Source organism: Halostella salina (assembly GCF_003675855.1).
Lineage (GTDB): Archaea > Halobacteriota > Halobacteria > Halobacteriales > Natronoarchaeaceae > Halostella > Halostella salina.
Genome location: NZ_RCIH01000001.1, coordinates 222,131 through 247,084, shown reverse-complemented (window position 1 = coordinate 247,084; position 24,954 = coordinate 222,131). Strand labels below are relative to the sequence as shown.

At 69.9% G+C, this 24,954-nt stretch carries 26 protein-coding genes; 14 read left to right on the top strand and 12 right to left on the bottom strand.

Going from position 1 to position 24,954, the window contains the following annotated elements:
• Positions 1-62 precede the first annotated feature (62 nt).
• On the top strand, positions 63-878 hold the full coding sequence (locus D8896_RS01330; RefSeq protein WP_121820271.1) for a hypothetical protein: 816 nt from the start codon (positions 63-65) through the stop codon (positions 876-878).
• Positions 879-887: 9 nt separating this feature from the next.
• Here D8896_RS01330 and D8896_RS01325 read toward each other — a convergent pair whose 3' ends face one another.
• On the bottom strand, positions 888-1,487 hold the full coding sequence (locus tag D8896_RS01325; RefSeq protein WP_121820270.1) for a hypothetical protein: 600 nt from the start codon (positions 1,485-1,487) through the stop codon (positions 888-890).
• Positions 1,488-1,570: 83 nt separating this feature from the next.
• Between D8896_RS01325 and D8896_RS01320 the strand changes: the two genes are divergently transcribed.
• The 5 genes from D8896_RS01320 (at position 1,571) to D8896_RS01300 (ending at position 6,443) form a co-directional block, all read left to right on the top strand.
• The gene (locus D8896_RS01320) at positions 1,571-2,740 is read left to right on the top strand and encodes a M20 family metallopeptidase (RefSeq protein ID WP_121820269.1); all 1,170 of its coding nucleotides are present in this window, start codon (positions 1,571-1,573) and stop codon (positions 2,738-2,740) included.
• Between the two features lie 77 nt (positions 2,741-2,817).
• Positions 2,818-4,080, top strand: coding sequence for a threonine synthase (gene thrC, locus D8896_RS01315; RefSeq protein ID WP_121820268.1), 1,263 nt, complete (start codon positions 2,818-2,820; stop codon positions 4,078-4,080).
• The gene (locus D8896_RS01310; RefSeq protein WP_121820267.1) at positions 4,077-5,318 is read left to right on the top strand and encodes a Zn-dependent hydrolase; all 1,242 of its coding nucleotides are present in this window, start codon (positions 4,077-4,079) and stop codon (positions 5,316-5,318) included. Before thrC ends, D8896_RS01310 begins: the two co-directional genes overlap by 4 nt.
• Before the next feature lie 106 nt (positions 5,319-5,424).
• Positions 5,425-5,880 carry a TRAM domain-containing protein gene (locus D8896_RS01305; RefSeq protein WP_121820266.1) on the top strand — a complete coding sequence of 152 codons (456 nt, stop codon included), beginning with the start codon at positions 5,425-5,427 and terminating at the stop codon, positions 5,878-5,880.
• Positions 5,881-5,954: 74 nt separating this feature from the next.
• Complete coding sequence (locus D8896_RS01300) at positions 5,955-6,443, top strand: Tfx family DNA-binding protein (protein WP_121820265.1); 489 nt, start codon at positions 5,955-5,957, stop codon at positions 6,441-6,443.
• Positions 6,444-6,467: 24 nt separating this feature from the next.
• On the opposite strand, the gene D8896_RS01295 is transcribed toward D8896_RS01300, so the two are convergent.
• Positions 6,468-7,163 carry a cupin domain-containing protein gene (locus tag D8896_RS01295; protein WP_121820264.1) on the bottom strand — a complete coding sequence of 232 codons (696 nt, stop codon included), beginning with the start codon at positions 7,161-7,163 and terminating at the stop codon, positions 6,468-6,470.
• 113 nt (positions 7,164-7,276) lie between these two features.
• Here D8896_RS01295 and D8896_RS01290 point away from each other — a divergent pair, with 113 nt between their 5' ends.
• From D8896_RS01290 to D8896_RS01285, 3 genes are all read left to right on the top strand, one after another.
• Entirely contained in the window at positions 7,277-8,062 is a 786-nt protein-coding gene (locus D8896_RS01290; protein WP_121820263.1) for an SDR family oxidoreductase, read from the top strand.
• An 86-nt stretch (positions 8,063-8,148) separates the two neighbouring features.
• Positions 8,149-8,292, top strand: coding sequence for a hypothetical protein (locus tag D8896_RS19080; protein ID WP_162991387.1), 144 nt, complete (start codon positions 8,149-8,151; stop codon positions 8,290-8,292).
• 99 nt (positions 8,293-8,391) lie between these two features.
• Entirely contained in the window at positions 8,392-8,643 is a 252-nt protein-coding gene (locus D8896_RS01285; RefSeq protein WP_121820262.1) for a bZIP transcription factor, read from the top strand.
• Positions 8,644-8,649: 6 nt separating this feature from the next.
• On the opposite strand, the gene D8896_RS01280 is transcribed toward D8896_RS01285, so the two are convergent.
• From D8896_RS01280 to D8896_RS01255, 5 genes are all read right to left on the bottom strand, one after another.
• Positions 8,650-9,687, bottom strand: a complete 1,038-nt coding sequence (locus D8896_RS01280) for a mannose-1-phosphate guanylyltransferase (protein WP_121820261.1) — start codon at positions 9,685-9,687, stop codon at positions 8,650-8,652.
• Positions 9,684-9,959: a DUF7091 family protein gene (locus D8896_RS01275; RefSeq protein ID WP_121820260.1), complete on the bottom strand. Its 276-nt coding sequence runs from the start codon at positions 9,957-9,959 to the stop codon at positions 9,684-9,686. The genes D8896_RS01280 and D8896_RS01275 overlap by 4 nt, the downstream gene beginning before the upstream one ends.
• Before the next feature lie 130 nt (positions 9,960-10,089).
• On the bottom strand, positions 10,090-11,106 hold the full coding sequence (locus D8896_RS01270) for an alkaline phosphatase family protein (protein ID WP_121820259.1): 1,017 nt from the start codon (positions 11,104-11,106) through the stop codon (positions 10,090-10,092).
• A complete protein-coding gene (locus D8896_RS19700) occupies positions 11,103-11,669 on the bottom strand; it encodes a methyltransferase domain-containing protein (RefSeq protein WP_205596742.1) in 567 nt (188 codons plus the stop codon). Before D8896_RS19700 ends, D8896_RS01270 begins: the two co-directional genes overlap by 4 nt.
• Positions 11,647-12,438 carry a glycosyltransferase family A protein gene (locus D8896_RS01255; RefSeq protein ID WP_205596741.1) on the bottom strand — a complete coding sequence of 264 codons (792 nt, stop codon included), beginning with the start codon at positions 12,436-12,438 and terminating at the stop codon, positions 11,647-11,649. The genes D8896_RS19700 and D8896_RS01255 overlap by 23 nt, the downstream gene beginning before the upstream one ends.
• A 286-nt stretch (positions 12,439-12,724) precedes the next feature.
• Here D8896_RS01255 and D8896_RS01250 point away from each other — a divergent pair, with 286 nt between their 5' ends.
• The gene (locus D8896_RS01250) at positions 12,725-13,654 is read left to right on the top strand and encodes a replication factor A (RefSeq protein WP_121820258.1); all 930 of its coding nucleotides are present in this window, start codon (positions 12,725-12,727) and stop codon (positions 13,652-13,654) included.
• A gap of 1 nt (position 13,655) precedes the next feature.
• Positions 13,656-14,258, top strand: coding sequence for an RPA family protein (locus D8896_RS01245; protein WP_121820257.1), 603 nt, complete (start codon positions 13,656-13,658; stop codon positions 14,256-14,258).
• A gap of 272 nt (positions 14,259-14,530) precedes the next feature.
• Here D8896_RS01245 and hutH read toward each other — a convergent pair whose 3' ends face one another.
• From hutH to hutU, 4 genes are read right to left on the bottom strand one after another with little or no spacing between them, the layout of a single operon-like run.
• Positions 14,531-16,150 carry a histidine ammonia-lyase gene (gene hutH / locus D8896_RS01240; RefSeq protein ID WP_121820256.1) on the bottom strand — a complete coding sequence of 540 codons (1,620 nt, stop codon included), beginning with the start codon at positions 16,148-16,150 and terminating at the stop codon, positions 14,531-14,533.
• A complete protein-coding gene (hutI, locus tag D8896_RS01235; protein ID WP_121820255.1) occupies positions 16,143-17,360 on the bottom strand; it encodes an imidazolonepropionase in 1,218 nt (405 codons plus the stop codon). The genes hutH and hutI overlap by 8 nt, the downstream gene beginning before the upstream one ends.
• Complete coding sequence (hutG, locus tag D8896_RS01230) at positions 17,357-18,316, bottom strand: formimidoylglutamase (protein ID WP_121820254.1); 960 nt, start codon at positions 18,314-18,316, stop codon at positions 17,357-17,359. Before hutG ends, hutI begins: the two co-directional genes overlap by 4 nt.
• Positions 18,313-20,061 (bottom strand): urocanate hydratase, encoded by a 1,749-nt coding sequence (hutU, locus tag D8896_RS01225; protein WP_121820253.1) that lies wholly within the window; start codon positions 20,059-20,061, stop codon positions 18,313-18,315. The genes hutG and hutU overlap by 4 nt, the downstream gene beginning before the upstream one ends.
• An 85-nt stretch (positions 20,062-20,146) precedes the next feature.
• On the opposite strand from hutU, the gene D8896_RS01220 reads away from it, so the two are divergent.
• Entirely contained in the window at positions 20,147-20,791 is a 645-nt protein-coding gene (locus tag D8896_RS01220) for a helix-turn-helix domain-containing protein (RefSeq protein ID WP_121820252.1), read from the top strand.
• Between the two features lie 208 nt (positions 20,792-20,999).
• The gene (locus D8896_RS01215; protein WP_121820251.1) at positions 21,000-21,920 is read left to right on the top strand and encodes a polysaccharide deacetylase family protein; all 921 of its coding nucleotides are present in this window, start codon (positions 21,000-21,002) and stop codon (positions 21,918-21,920) included.
• A 3-nt stretch (positions 21,921-21,923) separates the two neighbouring features.
• On the opposite strand, the gene D8896_RS01210 is transcribed toward D8896_RS01215, so the two are convergent.
• Entirely contained in the window at positions 21,924-22,964 is a 1,041-nt protein-coding gene (locus D8896_RS01210; protein ID WP_162991386.1) for a GNAT family N-acetyltransferase, read from the bottom strand.
• Between the two features lie 392 nt (positions 22,965-23,356).
• Here D8896_RS01210 and D8896_RS01205 point away from each other — a divergent pair, with 392 nt between their 5' ends.
• Complete coding sequence (locus tag D8896_RS01205) at positions 23,357-24,919, top strand: hypothetical protein (protein WP_121820249.1); 1,563 nt, start codon at positions 23,357-23,359, stop codon at positions 24,917-24,919.
• Positions 24,920-24,954: the final 35 nt, after the last annotated feature.

Here is a 24,954-nt window from a genome sequence, read left to right as displayed (position 1 = left end):
TTATCGGGACTCGGAGCGTTCATGGTGACGATGCGACCCACCGGCAGCGGGGTGTCCGCGGCGTGAAGTTCGAGTTCGACGGCTCGAAAGTGCTGTACGCCGTCGGGGTTGTCTTCGGCGTCGCGGCGCTCGTCTACTTCGCGCGCGACCTCGTGTTCGACCTCTCGCTGACGGTGAAGGCGGCCCTGTTTCTGGTCGGCTTTCTCGCGCTGTTCGTCGCGGCGACGGCGGTCCGTCGGGCGGGACTGGACGCGGTGCTGTACGTGCTGTCGGCGGCGACGTACGTCGCCTTCGTCGCCTACCTCCTGAGCCGGTTCGAGTTCGGCGAGTCCGGCGTGTTCGTCGCGCTGGCGGCGTCGTCGGCGCTGTTCGTGGGGCTCGGCTATCTGCACCGCGAGCGCGGCCTCCGGACTGACACCGGGACGGCACGGCGCGCGGTCGCCGTCCTGCTCGCCGTCGCGGCGCTGCTCGTCGCGGTGGATCTTGCGGTCGGCGGTCTCGTCTACACTGCCACCGTGGCCGACGAGGCGGTGGTCGACGACCGCCAGGGCGTCGCGCTGGGCACGGTGACGGCCGAGAACGGGTTCGTGTTCCGCGAGACGGCCGACTTCCCGCGGGCCACGGCGTGCGTGTACACCGACGAGCGACGGGACCGGCCCGTCGAGTACCGCGACGACGGCGACTACTGGTCGACGCCCGACAGCGTCGGGGGCGGCGGCACCGCCGAGGTGGAGCTGTGGACCTGGCTGAGCGACGAGGAGCGTGCGGCGGTCGGGAACGGGACGATACCCGTCGAGCGCGCGGACTCGTGCCCCGCCGAGTCGGCCGTCTCGGAGCCGCGAATCGTCGTCGTGTTCGCGGAATCGGTCAACGGATAGGACGGGACGCTACAGCGCGAACAGCACATACTCCGCAGCGCAGGCGACGAACCCGCCCGAGACGACGACGCCGGCCCGGCGCTCGGCGCGCCGTCCCGGCACGCGGTCGGTGTAGTACGCGCCGCCGAGCAGCAACAGGGCGGCGGCGACGAGCCCGTACACCAGCGGGTTCGCGCCGGTCGCCGCGCCGAGGCCGAACACCGCGACGCCGGTGGCGGCCGACCCGACCAGCGCCGGGAAGGCGGGCATGGAGTGGAGGCGGCCGCCGTGGGTCGCGTTGTAGGCGGCCGGCGGGGCGACGAGGAGCGTCGCCACGGCGAGCGCGAGCGACGCGCTGGCCGCCGTCGCGCCCAGCAGGGCGACCCCGACCCCGGCGACGAGCGCGGCCGCGAGCACGGCGTCCGGCGGCAGGAGCCACTCCGGGTCGTCCATCCGGACTGCCGTGAACGCCGCGAAGGGGTACAGCACCGCGACGGCGATGGCGACCGTCACCAGCAGGCTCGCCGGGTCGCGGAGGAAGCCGGGTTCGAGCGCGACGACGGCCGCGACGAACGACCCGGCGAGCACCAGCCCGACGACGAGTGCGAGTTCGGGGACGCGGCGGGTCATGTCGGCGGGTTGGTGCGGCCGGGAAAAAGCGTTGCGACGGCGGCGGCAGATACACTTTTCACCCATCCCGAAATCGGGAGAGTATGGCCGAGACATCGCGGCGGGAGCGGCTCGAACGGCTGCTAGCGGACATGGTGGCGATCGAGACCGAGAACCCGCCCGGCAACGAGGGAGAGCTGGCTCGCTTCGTCGTCGACTGGTTCGCGGAGCGTGGGATCGACGCGTCGCTCGTGTTCGAGCCGGACGCAGACCGCCCGCAGGCGGCGGCGCGGGTCGGCGACGGCGACCCGACAGTGGTGCTGAACGGTCACCTCGACGTGGTCCCCGTCGACGACCCGGACGCGTGGACCCACGACCCGTACGACCCGACGGTCGAGGACGGCCGAATGTACGGCCGCGGGGCCGTCGACATGAAGGCGGGGCTGGCGATCGCCATGCTTGTCGCGGCGGACCTGCAGGACGACCTCGACTCCGGCGCGCTCGACGGTTCCGTCGTCGTCCACGCGGCGATCGGCGAGGAGACCGGCGTGCCGGGGACGGAGACGTTGCTGGAGCAGGGGTACGACGGCGACTACGGCGTCGTCCTCGAACCGACCGGGATGCGGACGGCGACGAGCGCGAAGGGGCTGGGCTGGTACGAGGTCATCGTCGGCGGGGAGGCGTCCCACGCGAGCAGGCCGGACCAGGGGTCGAACGCGGTCCGCAACGCCGAACCGGTGCTCGACGCGGTCGCCGCGTACGACGCCGAACTGCGCGAGCGAAGCGACGACCTCGTCGGGTCGGCGTACGCTACCGTGACCGACTTCGAGGCCGGCGTCGGGTCGAACCGTGGCATCCTCCCCGAGACCGCACGGTTCACGCTCGACCGCCGCGTGCTGCCCGACGAGTCGATCGAGACCGTCGACCGCGAGGTCGACGACATGCTCGCGGCCGTCCAGCGCGAGCACAGCGTCGACGTCGAGTGGGAGCGGGACACGACGTACGAGTCGGCGGCGGTCCCCGTCGACAGCCCGCTCGCCGAGACGTTCCGGGCGCATTCCGCCGACATCGCGGGCGTCGCGCCGGAGCCGTTCGGCATCAAGGCCGCGACGGACGTGCGCAACTTCGTCAACGACGCCGGCATGGAGGCGGTCACGTGGGGGCCGGGCAGCCTCGCGCAGGCCCACACGGTCGACGAGTTCGTGGAACTGGACGCGGTCGAGACGGGGCTGGCGGTGCTGGATGGTGCGACGCGTGAGCTACTGGAGAGGTAATCGGGCCGAGGGCCACGCGAAACGGCCCGTGCTGCCGCCGCCGGCCCCTTTATGCCCCGGCTTCCCCTCCACCCGGTATGACAATGGACCACGTGGAGACGCTGGAGTGTACTCTCTGTGAGGCCGAGTACGACCCGGACCAGGTGATGTACACCTGCCCGGAGCACGAGGGCGTCGCGGGCATTCTGGAAGTGATCTACGACTACGACGCCATCAACGACGCGTTCGACGCCGACGTGGACGGCGTCATCGACAGCCAGTGGAAGTACGAGGCGTTCCTGCCGGTCCACGACGACGCCGAAGTCGTCACGCTCGGCGAGGGCGGCACGGACCTGTTCGACGCGCCGCACCTGAGCGACGCGCTCGGCGTCGAGACGCTCGTCAAGGACGACGGTCGGAACCCGACCGGCTGCTTCAAGGACCGGGCGAGTTCGATCGCGGTCACGAAGGCGAAGCGGGCCGGCAGAGACGTGGTCACCTGCGCGTCGACCGGCAACGCCGCGGCGTCGCTCGCGGGCTACGCCGCCCGCGGCGGCCTCGACTGCCGGATCTTCGTCCCCGGCGACGCGCCCGAGGGGAAGCTCGCCCAGCCGCTCGTCTACGGCGCGGACGTGCTCGCGGTCGAGGGCTCCTACGACGAGGCGTACGACCTGAGCGTCGACGTGACCGACGCGTACGGCTGGTACAACCGGAACGCGGCGATCAACCCGTTCCAGGTCGAGGGCAAGCGCACGGTCGGCCACGAACTCGCCGAGCAGTCGGCCGTCCGCGGCGAGGTGCCCGACTGGATCGCCTTCTCGATGGGCGACGGCTGCACGACCGCCGGCGCGTGGAAGGGGTTCCGGGAGTTCCACGAACTCGGCTACGTCGACGACACCCCGAAGATGCTCGGCGTGCAGGCCGAGGGCGCGTCGGCGATCCACGACGCGTTCCACGAGCACGGCGACGCCGACGAGGTCGCGGAGACGGTGGCCGACAGCATCGCCGTCGGGCGACCGCGAAACACCGTCAAGGCCTGCCGGGCGCTGGAGGAGAGCGACGGCACCGCCGTCCTCGTGGACGACGAGGCCATCCTCGACGCCGAGACGCTGCTCGGCCGGACCGAAGGGATCTACGCCGAACCGGCCGGCGCGGCGGCGGTCGCCGGCGTCAGGCAGGCGGTGGCGGAGGGCGTGATCGACCGCGACGAGACGGTCGTCGTCAACTCGACCGGCTTCGGGCTGAAGGACACCGCGGGCGCACAGCGGGCGACCGAGGGCGTCACCCCGATCGACCCCCGGATCGAGGAGGTGTCGGCGCTGTACGGCGGACCGGACCCCGCAACGGAGGGTGCGGAGTGACCGCGGATACGTCGGTCACGGTCGACGGGGACCGGTTCCGCGACCGGTTCGACGCGTTCAACGAGATCGGCGCGACGGAGGCCGGTGGGGTGAACCGGCCGGCGCTCTCGGACGCGAACAAGCAGGCTCGGGACCGCCTCGTCGAGTGGTTCCGCGAGGCGGGGCTGGACGTGCGGGTCGACGCGATGGGCAACATCTTCGGCCGGCGCGAGGGCCGCGATCCGGACGCCGCAACCGTCCTGTTCGGCTCGCACGTCGACAGCCAGTACAACGGCGGCCGGTACGACGGGGTCGTCGGCGTGCTCGGCGCGCTGGAGGTCGTCGAGGCGCTGAACGACGCCGGCGTCGAGACCGACCGCCCCATAGAGATCGTCGCCTGGAGCAACGAGGAGGGCGTCCGCTTCCAGCCGGACATGCTCGGCAGCGGCGTGTACGCCGCCGAGTTCGACCTGGAGTACGCCTACGGGCGCGAGGACGACGAGGGGCGGACCTTCGGCGAGGAACTGGAGCGGATCGGCTACAGGGGCGACGCGCCCTGCGAGCCGGGCGACCTCCACTGTTACTTCGAGTTGCACGTCGAGCAGGGGCCGTTCCTCGAACGGGAGGGCGTCCCCGTGGCGGCCGTCGAGGGCGTGTACGGCTTCGCCTGGCTGAACGTCACGTTCGAGGGGCAGGCCAACCACGCCGGCCCGACGCCGATGACCATGCGCCGCGACGCCTTCGTCGGGGCGGCCGACGTGACGAAGGCGGTCCGGGAGCTGACCGCGACCGAAGGCACGGACCTCGTCGGCACGGTCGGCAGCGTCGACGTATGGCCGAACGCGATCAACGTCATCCCCGAGCGCGTCGAGTTCACGGTCGACCTCCGGTCGTACGACAACGCGACCGTCGCTGCCGCCGTCGAGCGCGTCCGCAACGAGGTCGCGTGGGCCGCCGAGCGGGAGGGGCTCGACCACGAGGTCGAGGAGATCATGCGCATCGACGCGGACCCGTTCGACGAGGGCTGCATCGAGACGGTCGTCGAGGCCGCCGAGGACGCCGGCTGCGAGTACACGCGGCTGGTCAGCGGCGCGGGCCACGACGCCAACTACCTCAACACGGTGACGCCGACGAGCATGATCTTCGTCCCGAGCGTCGACGGCGTCAGCCACCGCGAGAGCGAGTTCACCGAGTGGGACGACGTGGTCGCGGGGACCGAGGTGCTGCTCCGGGCCGTCCGAAAGCGGGCCGAGGGCTAACCGCCGCAGCCGAACGCCCCGCCGGCGCTGGGACGACTTACCGACGCACCCGGGCCGCGCCCGAAAAGCCGCAAGCGTTTAATCGCCCGGCGGAATACCGTACCCCATGGCGGACTGTCCACTCGCCGACGAATGCCCCAGTTTCTCCGAGCGGATCGAGGGAATGGGGTGCCAGCACTACGGCGACCGCGGCGGAAAGGAGTGGTGCAACCACTACAGCCAGCCGATAGAGGACCTGAAGACCCAGCCCGTGAAGCCGAAGGAGAAGCTGGTCGTCGACGTGGAGGACATCCACGAGAGCGGTGCGGGCGTCGGCCGCACCGAGGACGGGTTCATCGTGCTCGTCGACGGCGTCCTCCCGGAGGCGCGGGCGAAGGTGCAGATCACCGAGGTCCACTCGAACCACGCCCGCGCCGAGGAGGTCGAGCGCCTCCCGATGGAGGACGACGACACCGACGAGGGCGACGACGGCGACGACATCGATGACACCGAAACCGCGGACGAGGACGGCAGCAGTCCCCGGGAACAGCTCGGGAGCCGAGACAACTTCTGGGGGTCGTGACGGCGCCGACCCCTCGTCGCCGACCGCATGGACAGTCCCGACCGTTTTTCGCGCTGCGCCCGTAAGTTAGACCGATGAGCGACGGGGACGACGCAGTAGCGGGGATCGAGGGCGGCGTCGACGGGCTGCTGGACCGGGTCGGGTTCGACCCGGCCGAGAGCGTGCTGACCCGCCGGCAGGCGGAGGTGCTGGCGCTGCGGCAGCGCGGCGCGGCCCAGTCCGCCATCGCCGACCTGCTCGGCACCTCCCGGGCGAACGTCTCCAGCGTCGAGGCGAGCGCGCGGACCAACGTCGAGAAGGCCCGGGAGACGGTGGCGTTCGCCGACGCGCTGAAAGCGCCGGTACAGGTCGAGGTCGACCCCGGGACGGACCTGTACGACGTGCCCCAGCGCGTCTACGACGCCTGCGACGAGGCGGGCGTGAAGGTGAGCTACACCGCCCCCGACCTGATGAAGACCGTCAGCGACGCCGCCGGCGACGCGGTCACCGGCCGCGAAGTGCGGACGGCGCTGCTCGTCGGCGTCACCAGCGACGGCAACGTCCGGGTCCGACAGCCGGAGTGAGGCGGTCGGCAAGCCCCGGGCCGGCTACAGGTCCGGCTGCTCGACGTTCGCCCGCCAGAACTCGTCGCGGAGGTACCGCTCGTCGACGGCGGCGTGGCCACGCGCCTTCGCAACCCGGCCGACGGTGGCCCACAGGAGTCGCTGGACGGCAGTCGGCAGCCCTGCGATCTTCGTGCCGTCGCTGATGGCCTCACTCATCACCATCCCGTGGAGGAAGCCCGGTTCGCCGTACTCGCCGTCGTCGCCGAACTGTCCCTCGTGGTCCAGTCCGAAGAAGGTGTACTGCGTGTCTATCGTCAGCGTCCAGGGCAGCGTCGCGTGGACCGCGACGAACCCGTCGGTGTCGTTGCGGAAGCCGTGTTCCTGCCCAGGATCGACGGTGTAGGACTCGCCCGGTGCGAGCCGCTGGGGTTCCCCCTCGACGACGAGCGTGAACTCGCCCTCGACAGCGCGGAACGTCTCGGGGTCGTCGGGGTGGACGTGGGACGGAAGTTCGAGCGCGTCGGGCGCGAGAAACAGGAGCAGTTCCGGGGGCGTCGCGTCGTCGTCCGGATACGACAGTATCGTCGCCCACAGCCCAGCGCCGGGGCTGGACGCGAGGGGACGGGAGGATTCGCGGAGCAGGTCTGCGGCGGGGCCGTCGGGGTCAAGCTGGAGGGCAGGACCGTCGGTCGGGGTGCCGTCCTCGTCGAGGGGGCGGCCGGTCGTGATCGTCGACATCCCCTCGTCGTGCGACCGGCGGCGGTAAAGAAGTGGGTGGTCCGCCGGCTGCGAACCGGCCGCGGGCTGCCGCGGCCCCCGAAAATTAGTGACCGGCCCGCGTTGGGCCGGATATGGATCTCGGAATAGACGGCAACGGGGCGCTCGTCACGGCGAGTTCGAGCGGACTGGGCCTCGCGAGCGCGAAGGCGCTCGCCCGCGAGGGCGCGAACGTGGCCATCTGCGGCCGGAGCGAGGACCGACTCGACGACGCCCGGGAGGAAGTCGAAGCGGTCGCCGACGGCGAGGTGCGCGCACTCCCGGCCGACATCACGAACCGGAAGGAGGTCGTCGCGCTGGTTGAGGAGACCGCAGACGCGTTCGGCGGGATCGACCACGTCGTCACCTCCGCCGGTGGCGTCCCGAGCGGGGCCTTCCTCGACATGGACGAACAGGACTGGTACAGCGCCTACGACATGCTCGTGATGAGCCACGTCTGGACGCTGAAGGAGGCGTACCCCCACCTCGAAGAAAGCGACGCCGGGAGCATCGTCTCGATCACCTCCACCAGCGTCCGCGAGGCCATCGACGGGCTGATCCTCTCGAACGCCGTCCGCCGGGCGGTCATCGGCACCGTCAAGACCGTCTCGCGGGAGTTCGCCCCGGACGTGCGGGCGAACGCCGTCCTGCCGGGCGCACACGAAACGCCCCGCATTCAGGAACTCGTCGAGCAGGCGCTCGACCGCGGCGAGTACGACAGCTACGACGAGGGACTGGACGACTGGTCGTCGGACATCCCGCTCGGCCGGGTCGGCGACCCGATGGAACTCGGCGACGCCGTCGCCTTCCTCTCCAGCGAGCGCGCGAGCTTCGTCAACGGCGTGGCGATGCCGGTCGACGGCGGCCGCCTGCGGTCGTAGCGTCCCGGCGTCGACGGGCGGCCGACGCCGCGGCGAGCGGGCCGCGGAGGCGAAACGAACGACCCGCTTCCCGTGGTAGGGCAGCCGTGAGCTATCGAACCACGGTCGGCTGGTCGCTCATCAGTTCGGGCGTCGTCACGCTCCTGCTGGCGTACCTGCCGGGTGACTCGGTGTGGTGGGGCGTCGGACTGCTGGTGCTCGGCGTCGTGGTGTTCGTGTGGCGACGGTAGTCGTCCGGGGGGCAGCGGGGCGATTTAACCGACTTCGAGACGGTTCCGTCGACGGCGAACGGCGAAAAATCCAACTGTCGGACGGCTTGACGGATACGCATGAACACCGGTCTCCGACTGCTGGTCGTCTTCCTCGCGATCCCCCTCGGGGGCTTCGTCCTTGCGCTGTTCGGCCCGATAGTGTTCCTGTTCGGATTCCTGCCGGTGATGCTCCTCCTCGGCGGGGCCTGGGGCTACGTTCGGAGCCAGGACGAGCGGATCGCCGACCTCGAAGCGCGCGTGGCGGAGCTCGAAGCGCGAAACGACGCGGGCGACGCGGACGGCGAACCGCCGGACGGCACCGCGGAGTAGCGCGAACTAGAACGAATTTTCTTCGCGGAGTCGGTCCACGACCTCCCGAACGCGCTGGGCCTCGGCTTTCGGCACGACCAGCACGCGGTCGCCGTACGCCGCGACGACGAGGTCGTCCGCGCCGACCACGGAGACGTGCGCCTCGCCGCCCGTGGCGACCACGGTGCCCGACGCGTCGACCGTCAGCGCGTCGCCGAGAACGGCGTTGCCGTCCGCGTCCGTCTCCAGCACGCGCTCCAGCGCGTCCCACGACCCGAGGTCGTCCCACTCCATCTCCGCCGGGACGACGTACGCGTCGTCGGTGCGCTCCATAACGGCGTAGTCGACGCTGACCGGGTCGACCGCCTCGACGGCGGCCCGGAGCGCGTCCGGGTCGTCGGCGTCGGCCGCGTCCGCCACGGCCGCGAGCGGCGTCCCGCGGCACTCCCGGAGGAAGGCGTCGGGCGTCCACGCGAAGACGCCGGCGTTCCAGTAGCAGTCGGCAACGAGGTCCGCGGCCGCCTCGCGGTCCGGTTTCTCCCGGAATCGTTCGACCGGCGCGTAGGCGTCGCCGTCTGTCGTCTCGCGCTCCGGGCCGGGCGCGATGTACCCGTACTCCGTCGCCGGGCGGGTCGGCTCGACGCCGAGCGTCACCAGTCCGTCCGTCGCGGCGGCGACGCGAGCGGCGCGGCGCGCAGCCCCCGCGAAGTCGCCCCAGACGTGGTGGTCGCTCGGGACGCAGCACAGGACGGCGTCCGGGAAGCGCTCGCGGAGACGGGCCGCGGCGTAGACCAAGGCCGGGCCGGTGTCCCGCGCCGCGGGTTCGACCAGCACGTCGGCGTCGGGCGCGTGGTCGGGTACGTCGTCGGCGAACGCCTCGCGCGTGAGCACGACCGTCTCGTCGGCGAAGGCGACGCGGTCGGCCGTCCGGGCCAGCAGCGACCGGTCGTTGCCGAACGCGCGGAACTGCTTGGGCCGGTCGCTCCTGCTCGCGGGGTAGAGCCGCGTGCCGGTCCCGCCGGCGAGTATCACGGCGACGAGCGTCCGGTCGGCGAGCGCCCTCACCACGTCTCGATCCGCCCCTCGCGCACGTCCTCGGCGCAGCCCTCGCAGTCGGGGTGACCGGCTTCGAAGCAGGCCGGGCGGCCGCGGTCGTCTATCGCGGCGGTCCGCTTCTGGGCGTAGCGCCGGCAGACGATCCGGGCGCGGCCGGCGTCGTCGGTCGGCAGGCCGTGCTGGAGGCGCGCCGAGCGGTACGCGCGTCTGGCCTCGCCGTACTGCTCGCCCGCCTTGCGGGCCGTCGACCTGATGAACCGCGAGACGCGGTCGTCGCTCACGGCGATCCCTCCGGGGACGCGAACATACCGGATCGGTGGCGGGCGATCCACATAGGCTTCCCGCCGGACCCGGGGAGAAGCGCCGTCGCCGACGGGCAGGGTGGAGCCGTCGTCGACGACCGACCGCGCCTCAGAGGTAGCCCAGGTCCTCGAGCTGGTCGCGGACCGCCGCGGCGTCCTTCGAGGCGGCGGTGCTCTCGCCCCGGAACCGCTCGCGGACCGGCGGGTCCTCGCGCTCGCCGGACGCGGGGGTGACGCGCTCCAGCCCCTCGCGCGCGTCGAGGACGGACTGCACGTCCCGGACCGCCGCGGCGTCGTCGGCCGCGAGGTACGCGTCGTGGGTGTGGTCGCCGTCCTGCAGCCCGTGGTCGGAGAGACAGACCAGCGTGTCCCCGGGCGCGAGCGCGCCGGCCACCTCGTCCGTCAGCGCGGCTGCGAGGCGGTACGCGCGCTCCTGCCAGCCCCCCTCGTCGACGACCGGCGCGAGGTGGCCGACGGTGTCGAGGTAGCCCAGCCAGACGAAGACGATGTCGTACTCGCGCTGGACGCAGGCGCGGACGACGCCGAGTTTCTCGGTTGCCTCGCCGACCAGCCGCTCCTCCAGTTCGGGGACGGAGACCCTGGGCGCGTGGACCGTTCCCTCGTCGTCTCCCTCCCCCACGGCGAGGAAGTCGCCGAGCGCCGCGCCGCGGTCGGCGTCGAGGCCGAGGCGCTCGTCGCGGGCCGTGACATAGTTCGGCACCGTGACCGCCCGGGCCGTCCGCCCGTCGAACACCGTGTCGACGCCGCGCTCCCGGTACCACTCGGGGGTCTTGAAGTCGAGGCCGGCCCCGCGCTGGCGGAGCAGCGCCCCGACCCGGGTCCGGAGCGACTCCGGGACGACGCGACGCGCGAGGCGCGCGGTCGTCGCGATGGCGGGGTTGGCCCACGCCACGCCGTCCTCCTCGGTGGCCGCCCGGACGCCGTGGGCGCTCGGCGGACGGCCGGTGACGATGGAGGGCCACACCTCGTACGTGTGGGGCTTGCCGAGGACGGGGTTGTCGAACGTGTCGATCCGGCGGTCGTGGTCGCCGAACGCCCCGCCGAGGTCGAACGCCTCGACGAGGTCGGCGTCCAGCCCGTCCCAGCCGAGGACGACCGTGGTCACTTCCGCACCTCCAGATCGAACTCGACGGGGCGGGACTTCCAGAACCGGACGCGACGGATCCGCTCGGCACGGCGGACGCGGAACTCGGGGTCGAAGTAGCCCCGCGCACCCAGCTCGGTCGTCGGGTCCCAGAACTCGAAGGTGCGCTCGTCGAACCCCGCGACCATCGTCACCGGCGGCGCGTCGGGCCCCGTCTCGTCGGCGAGTGCCCACGGGAGCGTCACGCCGTCGCCGCCGTCCGCGAGGGTCCCCCGCGGGCGGGCGACGTGGGTCGGGTCGACGTACGCGTTCCGGTCCGTCCAGTGGGGGACCTTCCCGACGACGGTCGCCCTGTCGCGGCAGACGCGGTGGATCTCCGCCATCGCAGCGGGGAGGTCCGGCAGGTGTTCGAGTACCGAGTAGGCGAGCACGCGGTCGAACGTGTCGTCGCGGAACGGCCACGGCGTCGCGCTGACGTCGTACACCACGTCGACGGCGTCGTACGGGCGGACGTCCAGCCCGACGGCGTCGGGGTCGCGCTTGTTGTCGCCGCAGCCGACGTCAAGCGTTCGCGGGGTCGACATCCGTCTCACCTCCTGCCGACCGCGCAATCCGTCCCGCGACCCAGCCGGCGGCGCGCTTCGCGTGCGGCGCGGGGTTGCGTCCCGTGGCGGCCGCGAAGGGCACGTTCAGCGCCACGTCGTGGAACCGCGAGAGGCCGTACTTCGCGCCGAGATACCCCTCCTGCCAGCCGATCGGGTGGCGCTCCTGGTTCGCGTGCTCGAAGGTGGCGCGGTGGTTGAACGTCCAGAGGTAGCCCCGGTCCTCGACGTGTCGCCGCAGGTACTCGTCCTCCAGCACGTGGAGATCCGACGGGAACGAGAGGTCCTGCACCGCCGCGCGCCGGAGCAGCGTCGCGTGCGTGCCCGCCCGCCGCGACCGCCGGCGGACCCAGTCGGACGGGCGCTCGGTGCGCGCGGCCTTCCGCCCCTGGACGCCGCCGACCAGCGGGGCCGTCGCGGCGAGCAGGTCGCCGACGTAGGACTCGCTTACCCGGGCGTCGTCGTCGAGGAAGAGGAACCAGTCCGTCTCGACCGCCCCGATGGCCACCTCCCGGGCGCGCGGCAGCGAGCAGGGGCGGGACCGTATCTCGACGGGCCACCCGGCTTCCGCTGCGTGCCGACGGGCGACGGCTCGGGTATCGTCGTCGCTCTCGTCGTCGACCAGCAGCAGGCGCGCGACCGTCACGTCCGTCGCCGTCACGGACCGCCGGAGGCGCGCCAGCGTCTCGTCGATGACGCTCCCGCTGTCGGCGGTCGGCATGGCGACCTCTATCGTGTCGACCTCGTGCACGTTCCCCACGGTAAACCAGCCGTATGGAGGGGCGGGGCGGCTTTTGTTCTACGGAGGTTACCCGGGTTAGGAACAGGGTTCCGCAACCGTTCGCAGCTTCGGTGGAAGCACCGCGGAACCGACCGCAGGCGAACGGCACGTACCCGGTAGCAATCCGACTGGACCGACGCCCTGCGCGCCGCTACGGCTCGTCTTCACTTCCGCCGCGCTCTGCGAGGGTTTTTATGCAAAGGCGACCAAGCGGCGACCGTCTCCCGACGAAACCAGGCGGAGACACGAGGCAACAATGACGCTACGCGAACACGCGGAAGACGTACACGAACAGTTCTCGGACCATCTAGATATCACCGTCGACGACGTGGAGGACCGCCTCTCGACGCTGGTCGACGAGTACAAGGTGCCGGTCGAGGAGGCGCGCCGGAGCGTGACGAACCACTACCTCGACGAGGCCGACATGGACCGCGACGCCCTCGGCAGCGGCGGCAGCAACGCGGAGCCGGGCCTCGCAGAGGTCGACGCCCCGGAGGAGTGGATCGACGTGACCGCGAAGGTCGTCGACCTCTGGGACCCCCGGAGCGACGCCGTCGCGCAGGTCGGCCTCATCGGCGACGAGACCGGCACGATCAAGTTCACCAAGTGGGCCAAATCCGACCTCCCCGCACTGGAGGAGGGCGCGGTGTACCGTCTGGAGAACGTCGTCACCGACGAGTACGAGGGCCAGTTCTCGGTGAAGCTGAACAGCACCACCGTCATCGAGGAGCTGGACGAGGATATCGAGGTCGGCGACGACACCGAGGAGGTGGCGGGCGCGCTGGTCGACATCCAGAGCGGCAGCGGCCTCATCAAGCGCTGTCCCGAGGACGACTGCACCCGCGTCCTCCAGAACGGGCGCTGTCAGGAACACGGCGAGGTCGAGGGCGAGTTCGACCTCCGGATCAAGGGCGTGCTGGACGACGGCGAGGACGCCCACGAGGTCATCTTCGACAAGGAGGCGACCGAGGACCTGACCGGCATGAGCCTCGAAGAGGCCAAGGACATGGCGATGGACGCGCTCGACACCACCGTCGTCGCGGACGAGATGGCCGAGGACGTGCTCGGCCGCTACTACCGCGTCGCCGGGCCGGTGTTCGGCCGCTACGTCTTGGCCGACGAGGTCGAGGAACTGGACGGGCCAGTCGACCACGAGGACGCCCTCATCAGAGCGAGGTCGATCTGAGATGAGCGACGCACCCACCCGCGAAGTCGCGCGGCGCGTCTTCGCCAGCGAGTTCAACGACGCCGGCTACACGTTCAAGGAGTCCGACGACGAGCGCGCGCCCAACTACGCGCTCCTGCCGACGGGCGAGCGCGCCAACCGCGTGTTCGTGGTCGGCACGCTCACCGAGAAGGAGGACGTGGGCGAGGACAGCGAGTACTGGCGCGGCCGCGTGGTCGACCCCACCGGCACGTTCTTCATGTACGCCGGCCAGTACCAGCCAGACGCGGCCGGCATGCTCCGGGACCTTGAACCACCGGAGTACGTCGCTGTCGTCGGGAAGCCCCGAACCTACGAGACGGACGACGGCACGGTCAACGTCTCCGTCCGGCCCGAATCGATCACCGTGGTCGACGCCGCGACCCGGGACCGCTGGGTCGTCGAGACGGCCGAGCGGACGCTCGACCGGGTCGACGCGTTCGACGCCGAGACCGACGAGTACGCCGGGATGGCCGACGAGCAGTACGACCTGCCCGTCGAGAACTACCGGCGGGACGTCGTCACCGCCCTGGAGAGCCTCGAGGGCGACGGCGACCCCGAGGAGGAGCAGGTCGAGGCGGAGTAGGGGGGACCGCCCCGAAACACTACTCGGAACCGAATAATTTATCAAACAAACCGTTGTGCCGGGTAGTATTGGATGGTTGACTCGAACGTCTCGGAATGCCCCAACTGCGGTCGACTGGTCAACAACAGCGTCAACCGACGCTGTCCGAAGTGCCGGGCGGATATCCCCGACCGGCGCTCGATAGCCGACCGGGACCGATAGACGGTCTCGGTTCCGATACGTCAGTTGAGCACCGGAGCCGCCGGCTTCTCACTCCCGCTTTTCGACGTGACTCACTCGACCAGGTCACCGAGCGCCGCGTCGAGCGCGCCGGCCGCGACGACGGCCCGGGCGAGATCGATGTCCTCGTGGACCGGCCGGTCCGCATCGAGCGGCGAGACGACCTCGCGGACCGCCTCGTAGACGCGCGCGGTGCCGTCGCCGTGGTCGAGGTCGACGTCGTCGTCCGGGCCGTCGCCGCCCGGCGTCGCCGCCCGCACCGCCTCGGGCGTGACGAACTCCGCGGCCTGGGCCGCACACAGCAGTTCGACGCCGACGACCGTCGTCGCGTTCGCGACCGCGCGGCGGGCGTCGAGCGCGGACTGGCCGCTCATGCTGACGTGGTCCTCCTGTCCGCCGCTGACCGGCGTGTTGTCGGTCGACGGGCGGCCGATCGAACGACATTCGTTGACCAGCGCCGCGGCGGTGTACTGCGCGATCATGTACCCGGACTGGAGTCCGCTCTCGGGTGTGAGAAACGGCGGCAAGTGTGACTCCTGCAGGTTCGGGTTGAGCAACCGGTCGACGCGGCGCTCGCAGATGGCGGCGAGTTCGGTGACGGCACTGGTGAGGTAGTCCAGCCGGAGCGCCAGCGGTTCGCCGTGGAAGTTCCCGCCGGAGAGCACTGCCGCCTCGTCGGTCCCGCTGGCGCGGTCGTCGACGGCTCCGGGCGGGAAGACGAGCGGGTTGTCCGTGGCGCTGTTCAGTTCCGTCTCGACCGCGTCCCGGAGGTGGGACACGGCGTCCCGGACCGCCCCGTGGACCTGCGGGAGACAGCGGATCGAGTAGGCGTCCTGCACGCGGTCGCAGTTGCGGTGTGCCTCGACGATCCCCGACGCCTCGGTGAGCCGCTTGACGTTCCGGGCGCTGACGCGCTGGCCGCGGTGGGGGCGGACCGCCTGGATCGCGTCGTCGCAGGCCGCCGTCGTGCCGAGCGTCACCTCCGTCGTCAGCGCGCCCGCGGCGTCGGCCGCGCGGACGGCGCGCTCGCTGTCGACGACTGCCAGCGCGGCGAGCCCGACGGTGAGCTGGGTGCCGTTGATGAGCGCCAGCCCCTCCTTGGCTTCGAGCGCGAGGGGTTCGAGGTCGGCGCGGGCGAGCGCGGCGTCGCCGGGGAGGCGGTCGGTGTCGCCGTCCTCGACGCGGGCCTCGCCCTCGCCGAGCAACACGAGCGCCATGTGGGCCAGCGGCGCGAGGTCGCCGCTCGCGCCGAGGCTACCCCGGGATTTCACGACCGGATGGACGCGCTCGTTCAGCATCGTCACGAGGTGGTCGACGACGACCTCGCGGATCCCGGAGTACCCCTTGACGAGGGCGTTGACGCGGGTGACGAGCATCGCGCGGACCTCCTCGCGGTCGAGTTCGCGGCCCGCGCCGGCCGCGTGGCTGCGGACGAGGTTGGTCTGGAGCTGCGCCACGTCCTCGGGCGGGATGCGCTCGTCGACGAGTTCGCCGAACCCGGTGTTGATGCCGTACACCGTCTCGCCGCTGTCGAGCACGTCCGCGACGCGCTCGCGGGACTTGCGGACCGCCTCGCGTGCGTCGTCCGCGATCCGAACGGTGGCGTCGTCACGAGCGACGGCAGCCACCTCGGCGGGCGTCAGCGACTCGCCGTCGAGGACGACCTCACTCATGGACGACCACCCCCGACTTGACGACGGTGTCCGCCACGGCCCCGTCGAACCGGTACGGAATGTGCAGGTGCGACGGCGCGTCAAGGACGACGAGGTCGCCCGGCGCGCCCTCGCGGAGCGTGCCGGTGCCGTCCGTGCGGTCGACTGCGAGCGCCGAGTCGCGGGTGATCCCGCGGAGCGCCGCGGCGGGTTCCAGTCCCATCTCCACGCAGGCGAGCGTCGCGGTAAAGGCCTGGTCCCGCGAGAAGCAGTTCGGGTTGAAGTCGGTTGCGAGCGCGACCGGCGACCCGGCCTCGCGGAACGGCTCGGGGTCGGCGTAGTCCGCGCCGAGGCCGAACGCCGTCGCGGGGAGCAGCGTCGGGACGACACCGGCGTCTGCCAGCGCGCGGGCGTCCTCGGCCGTCGCGTGGAGCAGGTGGTCCGCGCTGACCGCGCCAACGTCGGCGGCGAGTTGCGCGCCGCCGAGGCGGGTGAACTCCTCGGCGTGGACCTTCGGCGTCAGTCCGGCGTCGCGACCGGCTTCGAGCACGCGCCGGGACCCCTCGACGGAGAAGGCGTCGGCCTCGCAGAAAACGTCGCAGCACTCGGCGACGCCCTGGTCGGCCACCGCGGGAATCTGCTCGTCGACCACCTCGTCGACGTAGTCGTCCGCGTCCCGGTCCTCGGGGACGGCGTGTGCGCCCATGAACGTCGGCACCACGTCGACAGGGTGCTGTTCGTCGGCCCGACCGATCGCGTCCAGCAGTCGCAGTTCCGTCTCCGTGTCGAGCCCGTACCCCGACTTCACCTCGACGGTCGTCGTTCCGTTGGCGAGCATCGCATCGAGGTGGCCGAGCAGGTTCGTCAGGAGTGCCTCGTCGCTCGCCGCGCGGGTGGCGCGGACGGTCCGCAGGATCCCGCCGCCCTCCGCGAGGATCTCCTGGTAGGTTTTCCCGCGGAGCTTCGTGGCGAACTCGTCGGCCCGGTCGCCCGCGAAGACCGCGTGGGTGTGCGGGTCGACGAACCCCGGGACGATCGCCCGCCCGGCCGCATCGACCGCGCGGTCGGCGTTCGCCGGGGGGTACTCGCGGGTCACCGCGTCCGTGTCACCGACCCGGGCCACCTCGCCGTCGTCGACGACGACAGCCGCATTCTCCCGTACGTCCAGCCCGCCGTCGCCATCGGGTCCGACCACGACCTCGCTCGCGTCGTGGACGACGAGGTCGGTCATCGCCCCACCCCCGCGGCTGCGAGGAAGTGCGCGACGGCCCGCGCTCCGGCGTCGGCCGTCAGCGTCCCGTCGTCCAGCGGCGGCGCGCACTCGACCACCTCGAACCCGGCGACGCGGTCGTCCGCGGCGACGAGTCGGAGCGCCCGGAACAGCTCCCGCGTGGACAGGCCGCCGGGCGTCGGCGCGCTCACGCCGGGCGCGGCGGCCGCGTCGAGGACGTCCAGGTCGACGCTGACGTACAGCGCGTCGACGCCGCGGACGGTCTCCAGCGCGCGGTCGACCGCCCCGACGACGCCGTCCCCGACCTCCTCGGCGGTGACGACCTCGCCGCCCTGCTCCCGGACGTACTCGGCGTACGCCGTCGACGTCTCGAAGTGTCGCGCGCCGACGGGGGCGTAGGCGTCGAGGCCGCGGTCGAACAGCTGGCGGTACGGCGTGCCGCTCGTCGGCCCGTCCCGGACCTCGCGACAGTCGAGGTGTGCGTCGAAGTTGATCACGCCGAGGCTCCCCCGGTCCAGCAGCGGCGCGGCGTTCGGGACGGTCAGCGAGTTATCGCCGCCGAGGAATACCGGAAGGGCGTCGGACTCGTGGACGGCGCGGGTCGTCTCGGTGACCGCGTCCTGGACCGCCGCCACGTCGCCGGCTGCCGGTGCGTCGCCGTCCGCGGCCGTCCCGCTCCCGTCGGGGAGCGACACGTCCCCGAGGTCGCCGACGGAGCCAACCGGCCCGGCGTCGAAGTGGTGGGTCTTCACGCCGGCGAGGGCGTTCCGAATCCCCGTCGGCCCGTCGGCCGCGCCGCGGCGGCCGATCACTGCGCCGTCGTACGGCTCGCCGACGAGGACGGCGTCGTAGCCGTCCGCCGCGTCGAGCGCCGTCGGTTCGACGACGTCGCCGAACTGCTCGTCGGCGGGGTCGTCGGACGGCCCCTCCCAGCGGGGGGCGTCGCCGAGGCTCATCGGTCGTCCATGGGGACGGCGACGTTCGACTCGCGGGCCTCCTGCTCGGCCTCGTCGTAGCCCGCGTCGGCGTGCCGTATCACGCCCATCCCGGGGTCCGTCGTGAACACCCGGCGGGCCTTGCGCGCCGCCAGATCCGTGCCGTCCAGCACGACGTGGTTGTTCGCGTGGAGCGCGTTCCCGATGCCGACACCGCCGCCGTCGTGCACCGCGACGATGTCGGCCCCCGCCGCGCAGTTCAGCAGGGCGTTCAGGATCGGCCAGTCGGCTATCGCGTCCGACCCGTCTTTCATCGCCTCCGTCTCGCGGTTCGGACTGGCGACGCTGCCCGCGTCGAGGTGGTCGCGGGTGACGACGATGGGCGCGCTGATCTCCCCCTCGCGGACGAGGTCGTTGATCCGCAGGGCGAAGCGGGCACGCTCGGTGAGGGCGTCGCCGTCGCGCTCGTCGGCCGCTTCCGACTGGTACCCGAGCCAGCACACCCGCGCCGGGAGCCCCTGAAACTCGACCTGCTCCTGTGCGAGGTCGATCCAGCGGTGCAGCGACTCCTTCTCGGGGAACAGCTCCTTCACCGCCTCGTCGGTCCGGTGGATGTCCGCGGGGTCCCCCGACAGCGCCATCCAGCGGAACGGGCCGCGGCCGCGGCAGAACTGCGGGCGGATGTACGCCGGGACGAAGCCGGGGTAGTCGAACGCGTCGTCCGCGCCGCGGTGCTCTTTGACCTGTCCGCGGATGTTGTTGCCGTACTCGAACGCCGTCGCGCCGCGCTCCTGCAGTTCGAGGATGGCGTCGACGTGCCGTTCCATCGTGTCGAGGCTCTCCTCGCGGTAGCGGTCGGGGTCGCGCTCGCGCAGGTCGTCGGCCTCCGCGACCGTGTAGCCGCTGGGGTAGTACCCCTCCAGTTCGTCGTGGGCGCTGGTCTGGTCCGTGACCACGTCCGGGACGAAGTCGCGTTCGAGCATCGCCTCCAGCATATCGGCCGCGTTGACGTGGACGCCGACGCTGTAGGCCTCGCCGGCCTCAGCGGCCTCGCGGGCGCGTGAGAGCGCGTCGTCCAGGTCGTCGGCCTTCTCCATGCAGTAGCCCGTCTCGATCCGGCGGTCGATGCGGCTCTCGTCGACCTCGGCGGCGATGCAGACGCCCCCGTTCATCGTGACGGCCAGCGGCTGTGCGCCGCCCATCCCGCCGAGGCCACCCGTGGCGACGATCCGCCCCTGGAGGTCCCCATCGTACTCGTCGCGGGCGAGTTCGGCGAGCGTCTCGTAGGTGCCCTGAATGATCCCCTGGGTGCCGATGTACGCCCACGACCCCGCGGTCATCTGCCCGTACATGATCAGCCCCTTCGCCTCCAGTTCGTGGAAATGCTCCCAGCCGTCCCACTTCCCGACGAGGTTGGAGTTGGCGATGAGCACCCGCGGGGCCATCCCGTGCGTCCGGAAGCGCCCGACCGGCTTGCCGCTCTGGACCAGCAGCGTCTCCTCGTCGTCCAGTTCGCGGAGTTCGTCGACGATGGCGTCGTACGCGTCCCAGCTCCGGGCCGCCCGACCCGTGCCGCCGTACACGACGAGGTCCTCGGGCTTCTCGGCGACCTCTGGGTCGAGGTTGTTGTTCAGGACGCGCAGCGCCGCCTCCTGTCGCCAGCCTTCGCATTCGATGTCCGTACCCGTCGGCGCGCCGCGGTACTCGCGCCACTGGTCGCTGGGCGTGCCGACGCCGGCGGACGCCTGCTGTCGTTGGTCTCCCATGCACGGTGCTACGGGATCACAGGGAGAAAGCTACTGGACTCCATGCGGAGTGGGTTTTATAAATATGGGGCGGCGACGGCCGAACGTGTACGAGGCCACCTTCCGCGTCGGCGACGCGGCACAGCCGATCCCCACCGCCGGCCGCGAGGTCTGCGTCGACCTCTGGTGCAACGACCACTGCGACCTCGTGCGCGCGGTGGGGGCGGACGCCGACGCCGCCCTCGCGGACGTGGCGGAGACGGTCGGGATCGCCGACCGGGTGCGGGACGGCGACGAACAGGTCGCGGTGACCGAGGGCTGTCTCGCCGCGCAGCGGTCGGACAACGTCGAGCGCTACGTCGGCCGGCACGGCTGTCTGCTCCTCCCGCCGCTTCGCTACGCCGACGGCGAGCGGATCTCCCGGGTCCTTGCGCTGTCGGGCGAGGCGCTGAGTCGCGTGTACCGCGACCTCGTCGACGACGGCCACCAAGTCACCGTCGAGTCGAAACGTGGGGTCGATGCCGTCACCGGCGACGGCCCGCTACTGGACCCCGGCGGCGTGGTACCCGAACTGACCGCGCGGCAGCGAGAGGTGATGCTGACCGCCGTCGAGAATGGCTACTACGAGCTACCGCGTGGAACCACGACGGCAGCGATCGCCGAATCGGTCGGCGTGGAGCGCCGGACCGCCGAGGACCACCTCCGACGCGCCGAGCGGAAGGTGGTCGAGGCGTTCGCGGGCTACCTGTAGCGGCGCTTGGCGGTCCATGGCTGATAAACTAGGGACGGAGCTGGAAAACCGCATGAGCGAAAGTAGGGACACTCAGTCGCTCGGAGCCGGTGGAGGACCGGCCCTCAGCCCGCCGCAGTACAGGTCTCACTGGCGAACGTTCCAGAATTCACACGTAGTGCATTTATTACGATAGCCGGGGTTTTAGACGTGCAACGATGGGAGAGAGATGAGCGAGGCCAGTAAACTGGCCGTCTCGGTCGACGTCGAGGACTGGTATCACGTACCGACGGTATCCGGCGCTCCGTTTTCGCCGTATCCGTCAGCGTCGGAGTTCCTCGACTCGTGGGACGGGAAGTACGATTACTTGACCAGTCCGACGAAGCGAACGCTCGACCTGTTCGACGAACTGGGCATCACTGCGACGTTTTTCGTCGTCGCGGACATCGTCGAGAACTACCCGGGCCTCGTAGAGGAGATTGCCTCACGCGGCCACGAGATCGGCTGCCACGGCCTCCACCACGAGTTTGCGATCCACCCCGACACGAAGGAACCGCGTTTCACCGAGGACGAGTACCGCGACCGCCTCATCCGGGCTAAGTCCATACTGGAATCTACTTCGGGGCAGGACGTTACAGGGTTCAGAGCCCCCGCGGTGTACGTCGCCGGGTGGATGCTCGACATCGTAGAGGATCTGGGCTTCGAATACGACAGCTCAGTCGCGCGGAACTCGCTGTACAACAAGACGGATCAGTCGCTCGGCGACGTTGGCCGAACGCCGTACGTGCCGGAAAACGGGACGCTCAGCCCCGGAGGAAGCCGCGACCTAGTCGAACTACCGTGGCCGTACTTCCGCTTCCCGGGGGCGCGGGTCCCGACAGCCGGTGGGCCGCTCATCAGGATATTCGGTCGGCGAATCCTGGAGAGAGGGATCAAACAGAGCCTCGGGAAAGGACACTCGGTCTTCTATTTCCATCCGCTCGACATCGCCCGCGGATCCTTCCCAGACGTCGGGAGTGTAAACCGACGGCCGGTATTCTGGCTATTTAAGGGAGCGACAGCCGAAAACCGGATCCGGAAGCTGCTACGCTCGATCCCACACGATCAGAGACCGTGTAGGCACGTCGCCGACTCCGCGTTTGGACCGTAGCTCTCACAGACTCAACCGCTTTCGAATGTGCGGGCCGACGTACTCCGTGGCGCGAAGCGGAAGCTGCTGCCAGACGCGTTTGTACTTCTCGTAGCTGTCATTCGCGGGATCGGTTAGGTCAAGATCACCGTCGGGTGCATAATGGGTGTCCACGAGGTCGACCGGTTCCCCGATCCCCTTCTTGTAGTCGTACACGCCGGTCCCCTCCCGTGTCCGTCCAAGATCGAACACCGGAAAGTCGCGGGCGCAACTATCGGTGATCGCCTCCCAGAGTAACAGGCTCCCACCGTTGAGGTCCCTGTACTCGTGGTCGGACACGCCCGTCCAGTAGATCGCTTTCGAGCCCGAAAGGAAGACGGTTACCCCGTTGATCGGCTTTCCATCCGGGTCGTAGGCGAGGTACATCTCGAACGCGCCCTCGCGGCCGAGATACTCGTGGACGTTCCGAAAGAACCGGCGCGAGTAGGGAGGGGTTCCGTAGTAGCGCATGTTGTCGAGATACATCTCGTAGTAGGCATCGAACGCCGAACTGTCGAAGCCCCGCTCGACACGGACCCCGTTTTTTCTGGCCTTACGGACGGAACGGCGGAACCGGGACGAAACGGACTCCCAGGCTTCTTCGACGCCCTCCGAGAGGTCCCGTTCGAAGGTGACGAACCGGGACGTGTGACGGATATCGTCGAGGGCGGACTCGATCTCGTTGCCCCGGATCGTCATCTGTGTGACCCCGAGCGCGTCCGAAAGCCGTCGTACGTCAGCCAACAACCGGTCCCGGTACTCGTCCGGATCGGCGAGCTCCTCGGAGAGGTAGAAAGCGCCGTACGGAGCGTAGGGCATCGAAACCAGTTCGCTCCCGAATAGCCTGCTCTCAACGTGCATCAGGGGCACCCCCGCAACGAGTTCGTCGTTCTCCACAATCCCGAGATAGTAACGTTCGTGGCCAAACTCCTCACAGATCGTCCCCCACTCCCACGTCGAATAGACCGTGGAGCCTGCTCTCTCCACCGGTTTCCACCGGTCCGGCGTCGTGACCCGTTCCGACACGCGAAGTCCGTCTGTCGGTGTGTGTATACTCATTGGCTTGCTGAATGGTTCCGCGAGTGTGACCGGCGTTCCGCGGGGATGCCCAGACACACCCAGTCACTGCTGTTCGGAATGCAACTCCGCCCGCCGTTGTAATGCACCCCTTTGTACCGATTTGCCACGGGGCCGACCCGCGGTAACGTCAGGTGACGGGAATGCAAAGGAGGCCTGCGACGGGATGGGGTGGGATTCCCAGCAAATACCAGTTTTCTTTGATATTATTTTCGGCCGTTCACCCTTCGAGTTATACGTCGAAAGCGACTATCTTAGGACGGATAGACGTGTTTCCGAGTATGAGGGATTCACGGGTTACCCGTAGAAGTATGATTAAAAATACTATTTCGGCTGCGGGAGTGTCCCTCACGGGCTGCACGATCGCTCCCCGAGACAGCGCGGACGTCCCGGACAAGAGCCACTTCGAGATGGCCACGACGTTCGACGAATTCGACGCCGAGTTTCACGACGGTGGCGGGCTTACCGGAGTGACCAACGATAGCGAGGGGACGAGCGAGAGCGGACTCCTTGCCTGGGGGGAGTCGTACGTTATGCGGGCGTATTTACTGATGTATCTCGCCCACGACGACGAGTCGTATCTGGACGCGTTCATCGAACACGCGGACGCAGTTCTCCAGAACCGTGACAGCGAGCGAGGCGTAACCGACTACCGCGGCAAGTCGCTTCCGGTGTGGCGAGCCGACTCGCCGTACACGATCGGCCGAGTCCGCCTGCCCGACGAGGCCGGACAGCCGTCCCTCGAAGTTCGCACCGCAGCTGCGTACGGCGATCGATCGACGGCCACAGTCTCGACGGCGTCCGGTTCCGATGGCTTCGATCTGGTTGTCCGGAACTCCGCCCTCGGACGAACAACGTCTTACGAGGGTCTTACCATGGATCCGGACGACGTGAACTACGCCGTGACGCGGATAAATCACGAGGGGTTTCCCGAGGAAACGCCCGATTCCTGTCTCGTCACGGTCAGAGATATCCAGAGTACAGCGGACGATGTCGGAACGCCTGTCGCCGGGGAGTACGGACTCGACTCACCGCACTATATTTTCGCCGTTCACACGGGGTTGATAACGCTGCCGCTGGCCACCTTCGCACGACTGGTCGCCGAGACGTCGGAGCTTCGTGAACGTCCCCGTTACGAGGAGCGCGCCAGCCAGTACCGGCGAGCCGCCGAGCGAGCGGTTCGGGTCCACGACCCTCAGTGGCGACTGAAGGACGAGAGGGAGGGGTACTACGTCTTTACGCCCGGATCCCCGACACCGAACGAATCGGTCGAACTGCCACACAACCAGTCGCTCGCGCTCGGCCTGTCACTGTCCACGCTCGCGGCGGTCACCGGCGACTCGTCGTACGCCAAAAGGGCCCAGCGGCTGGCTCGCACCTTCAGAAACGACTTACGGGTCGATGAGTCCGGTGCATACGTCTGGTCGTACTACTGGTCGAAAGGACAGTTTGCGGACGGGTGGTCGACTGCGGATCCTGCCTCGGAATACCGGCCCTGGGCTCCTGGACTGGACGATGCAGTCGAAGACCGGCCAGAGGACATCAACCACGGGCACATTGACATCGAGTTCGCTACATCGCTATACAACCGGACGGAGGCCGGAGAGCGAGGGTCACCGTTTACTGCGGAGGATATGATCCGTCTCGCGAGGACGTACACACGGAACGTCGCGGTCACGGAGGACGGCTCACAGGCAGCGAACTACCACGTGAACGGCACCGGGGCCACAGACGGGGATCACGAGACCAAAACCGCGATATGGGCCGGTCTTTCCCCCTGGAACGAGGAGGTCTTCAGTCACAGCGCTTCGCTCTTCGAGCAAAACCGGGACCGGTTCGACCCCGGGCCGGATACGCTTCTCGCCATCGCAAAGCTCAATTACTGGAGTGCGATCCGCTCGTAACGGTGACCGCGCCGTACAGGGTGCCGTCGACCGAT

Coding starts and splice junctions, on each gene's coding strand:
- D8896_RS01325 (WP_121820270.1), bottom strand. CDS start 1,487: ATGACCCGCCGCGTCCCCGAACTCGCACTCGTCGTCGGGCTGGTGCTC.
- D8896_RS01320 (WP_121820269.1), top strand. CDS start 1,571: ATGGCCGAGACATCGCGGCGGGAGCGGCTCGAACGGCTGCTAGCGGAC.
- thrC (WP_121820268.1), top strand. CDS start 2,818: ATGACAATGGACCACGTGGAGACGCTGGAGTGTACTCTCTGTGAGGCC.
- D8896_RS01305 (WP_121820266.1), top strand. CDS start 5,425: ATGGCGGACTGTCCACTCGCCGACGAATGCCCCAGTTTCTCCGAGCGG.
- D8896_RS01300 (WP_121820265.1), top strand. CDS start 5,955: ATGAGCGACGGGGACGACGCAGTAGCGGGGATCGAGGGCGGCGTCGAC.
- D8896_RS01295 (WP_121820264.1), bottom strand. CDS start 7,163: ATGTCGACGATCACGACCGGCCGCCCCCTCGACGAGGACGGCACCCCG.
- D8896_RS01290 (WP_121820263.1), top strand. CDS start 7,277: ATGGATCTCGGAATAGACGGCAACGGGGCGCTCGTCACGGCGAGTTCG.
- D8896_RS01285 (WP_121820262.1), top strand. CDS start 8,392: ATGAACACCGGTCTCCGACTGCTGGTCGTCTTCCTCGCGATCCCCCTC.
- D8896_RS19700 (WP_205596742.1), bottom strand. CDS start 11,669: ATGTCGACCCCGCGAACGCTTGACGTCGGCTGCGGCGACAACAAGCGC.
- D8896_RS01250 (WP_121820258.1), top strand. CDS start 12,725: ATGACGCTACGCGAACACGCGGAAGACGTACACGAACAGTTCTCGGAC.
- D8896_RS01245 (WP_121820257.1), top strand. CDS start 13,656: ATGAGCGACGCACCCACCCGCGAAGTCGCGCGGCGCGTCTTCGCCAGC.
- hutH (WP_121820256.1), bottom strand. CDS start 16,150: ATGAGTGAGGTCGTCCTCGACGGCGAGTCGCTGACGCCCGCCGAGGTG.
- hutI (WP_121820255.1), bottom strand. CDS start 17,360: ATGACCGACCTCGTCGTCCACGACGCGAGCGAGGTCGTGGTCGGACCC.
- hutG (WP_121820254.1), bottom strand. CDS start 18,316: ATGAGCCTCGGCGACGCCCCCCGCTGGGAGGGGCCGTCCGACGACCCC.
- hutU (WP_121820253.1), bottom strand. CDS start 20,061: ATGGGAGACCAACGACAGCAGGCGTCCGCCGGCGTCGGCACGCCCAGC.
- D8896_RS01215 (WP_121820251.1), top strand. CDS start 21,000: ATGAGCGAGGCCAGTAAACTGGCCGTCTCGGTCGACGTCGAGGACTGG.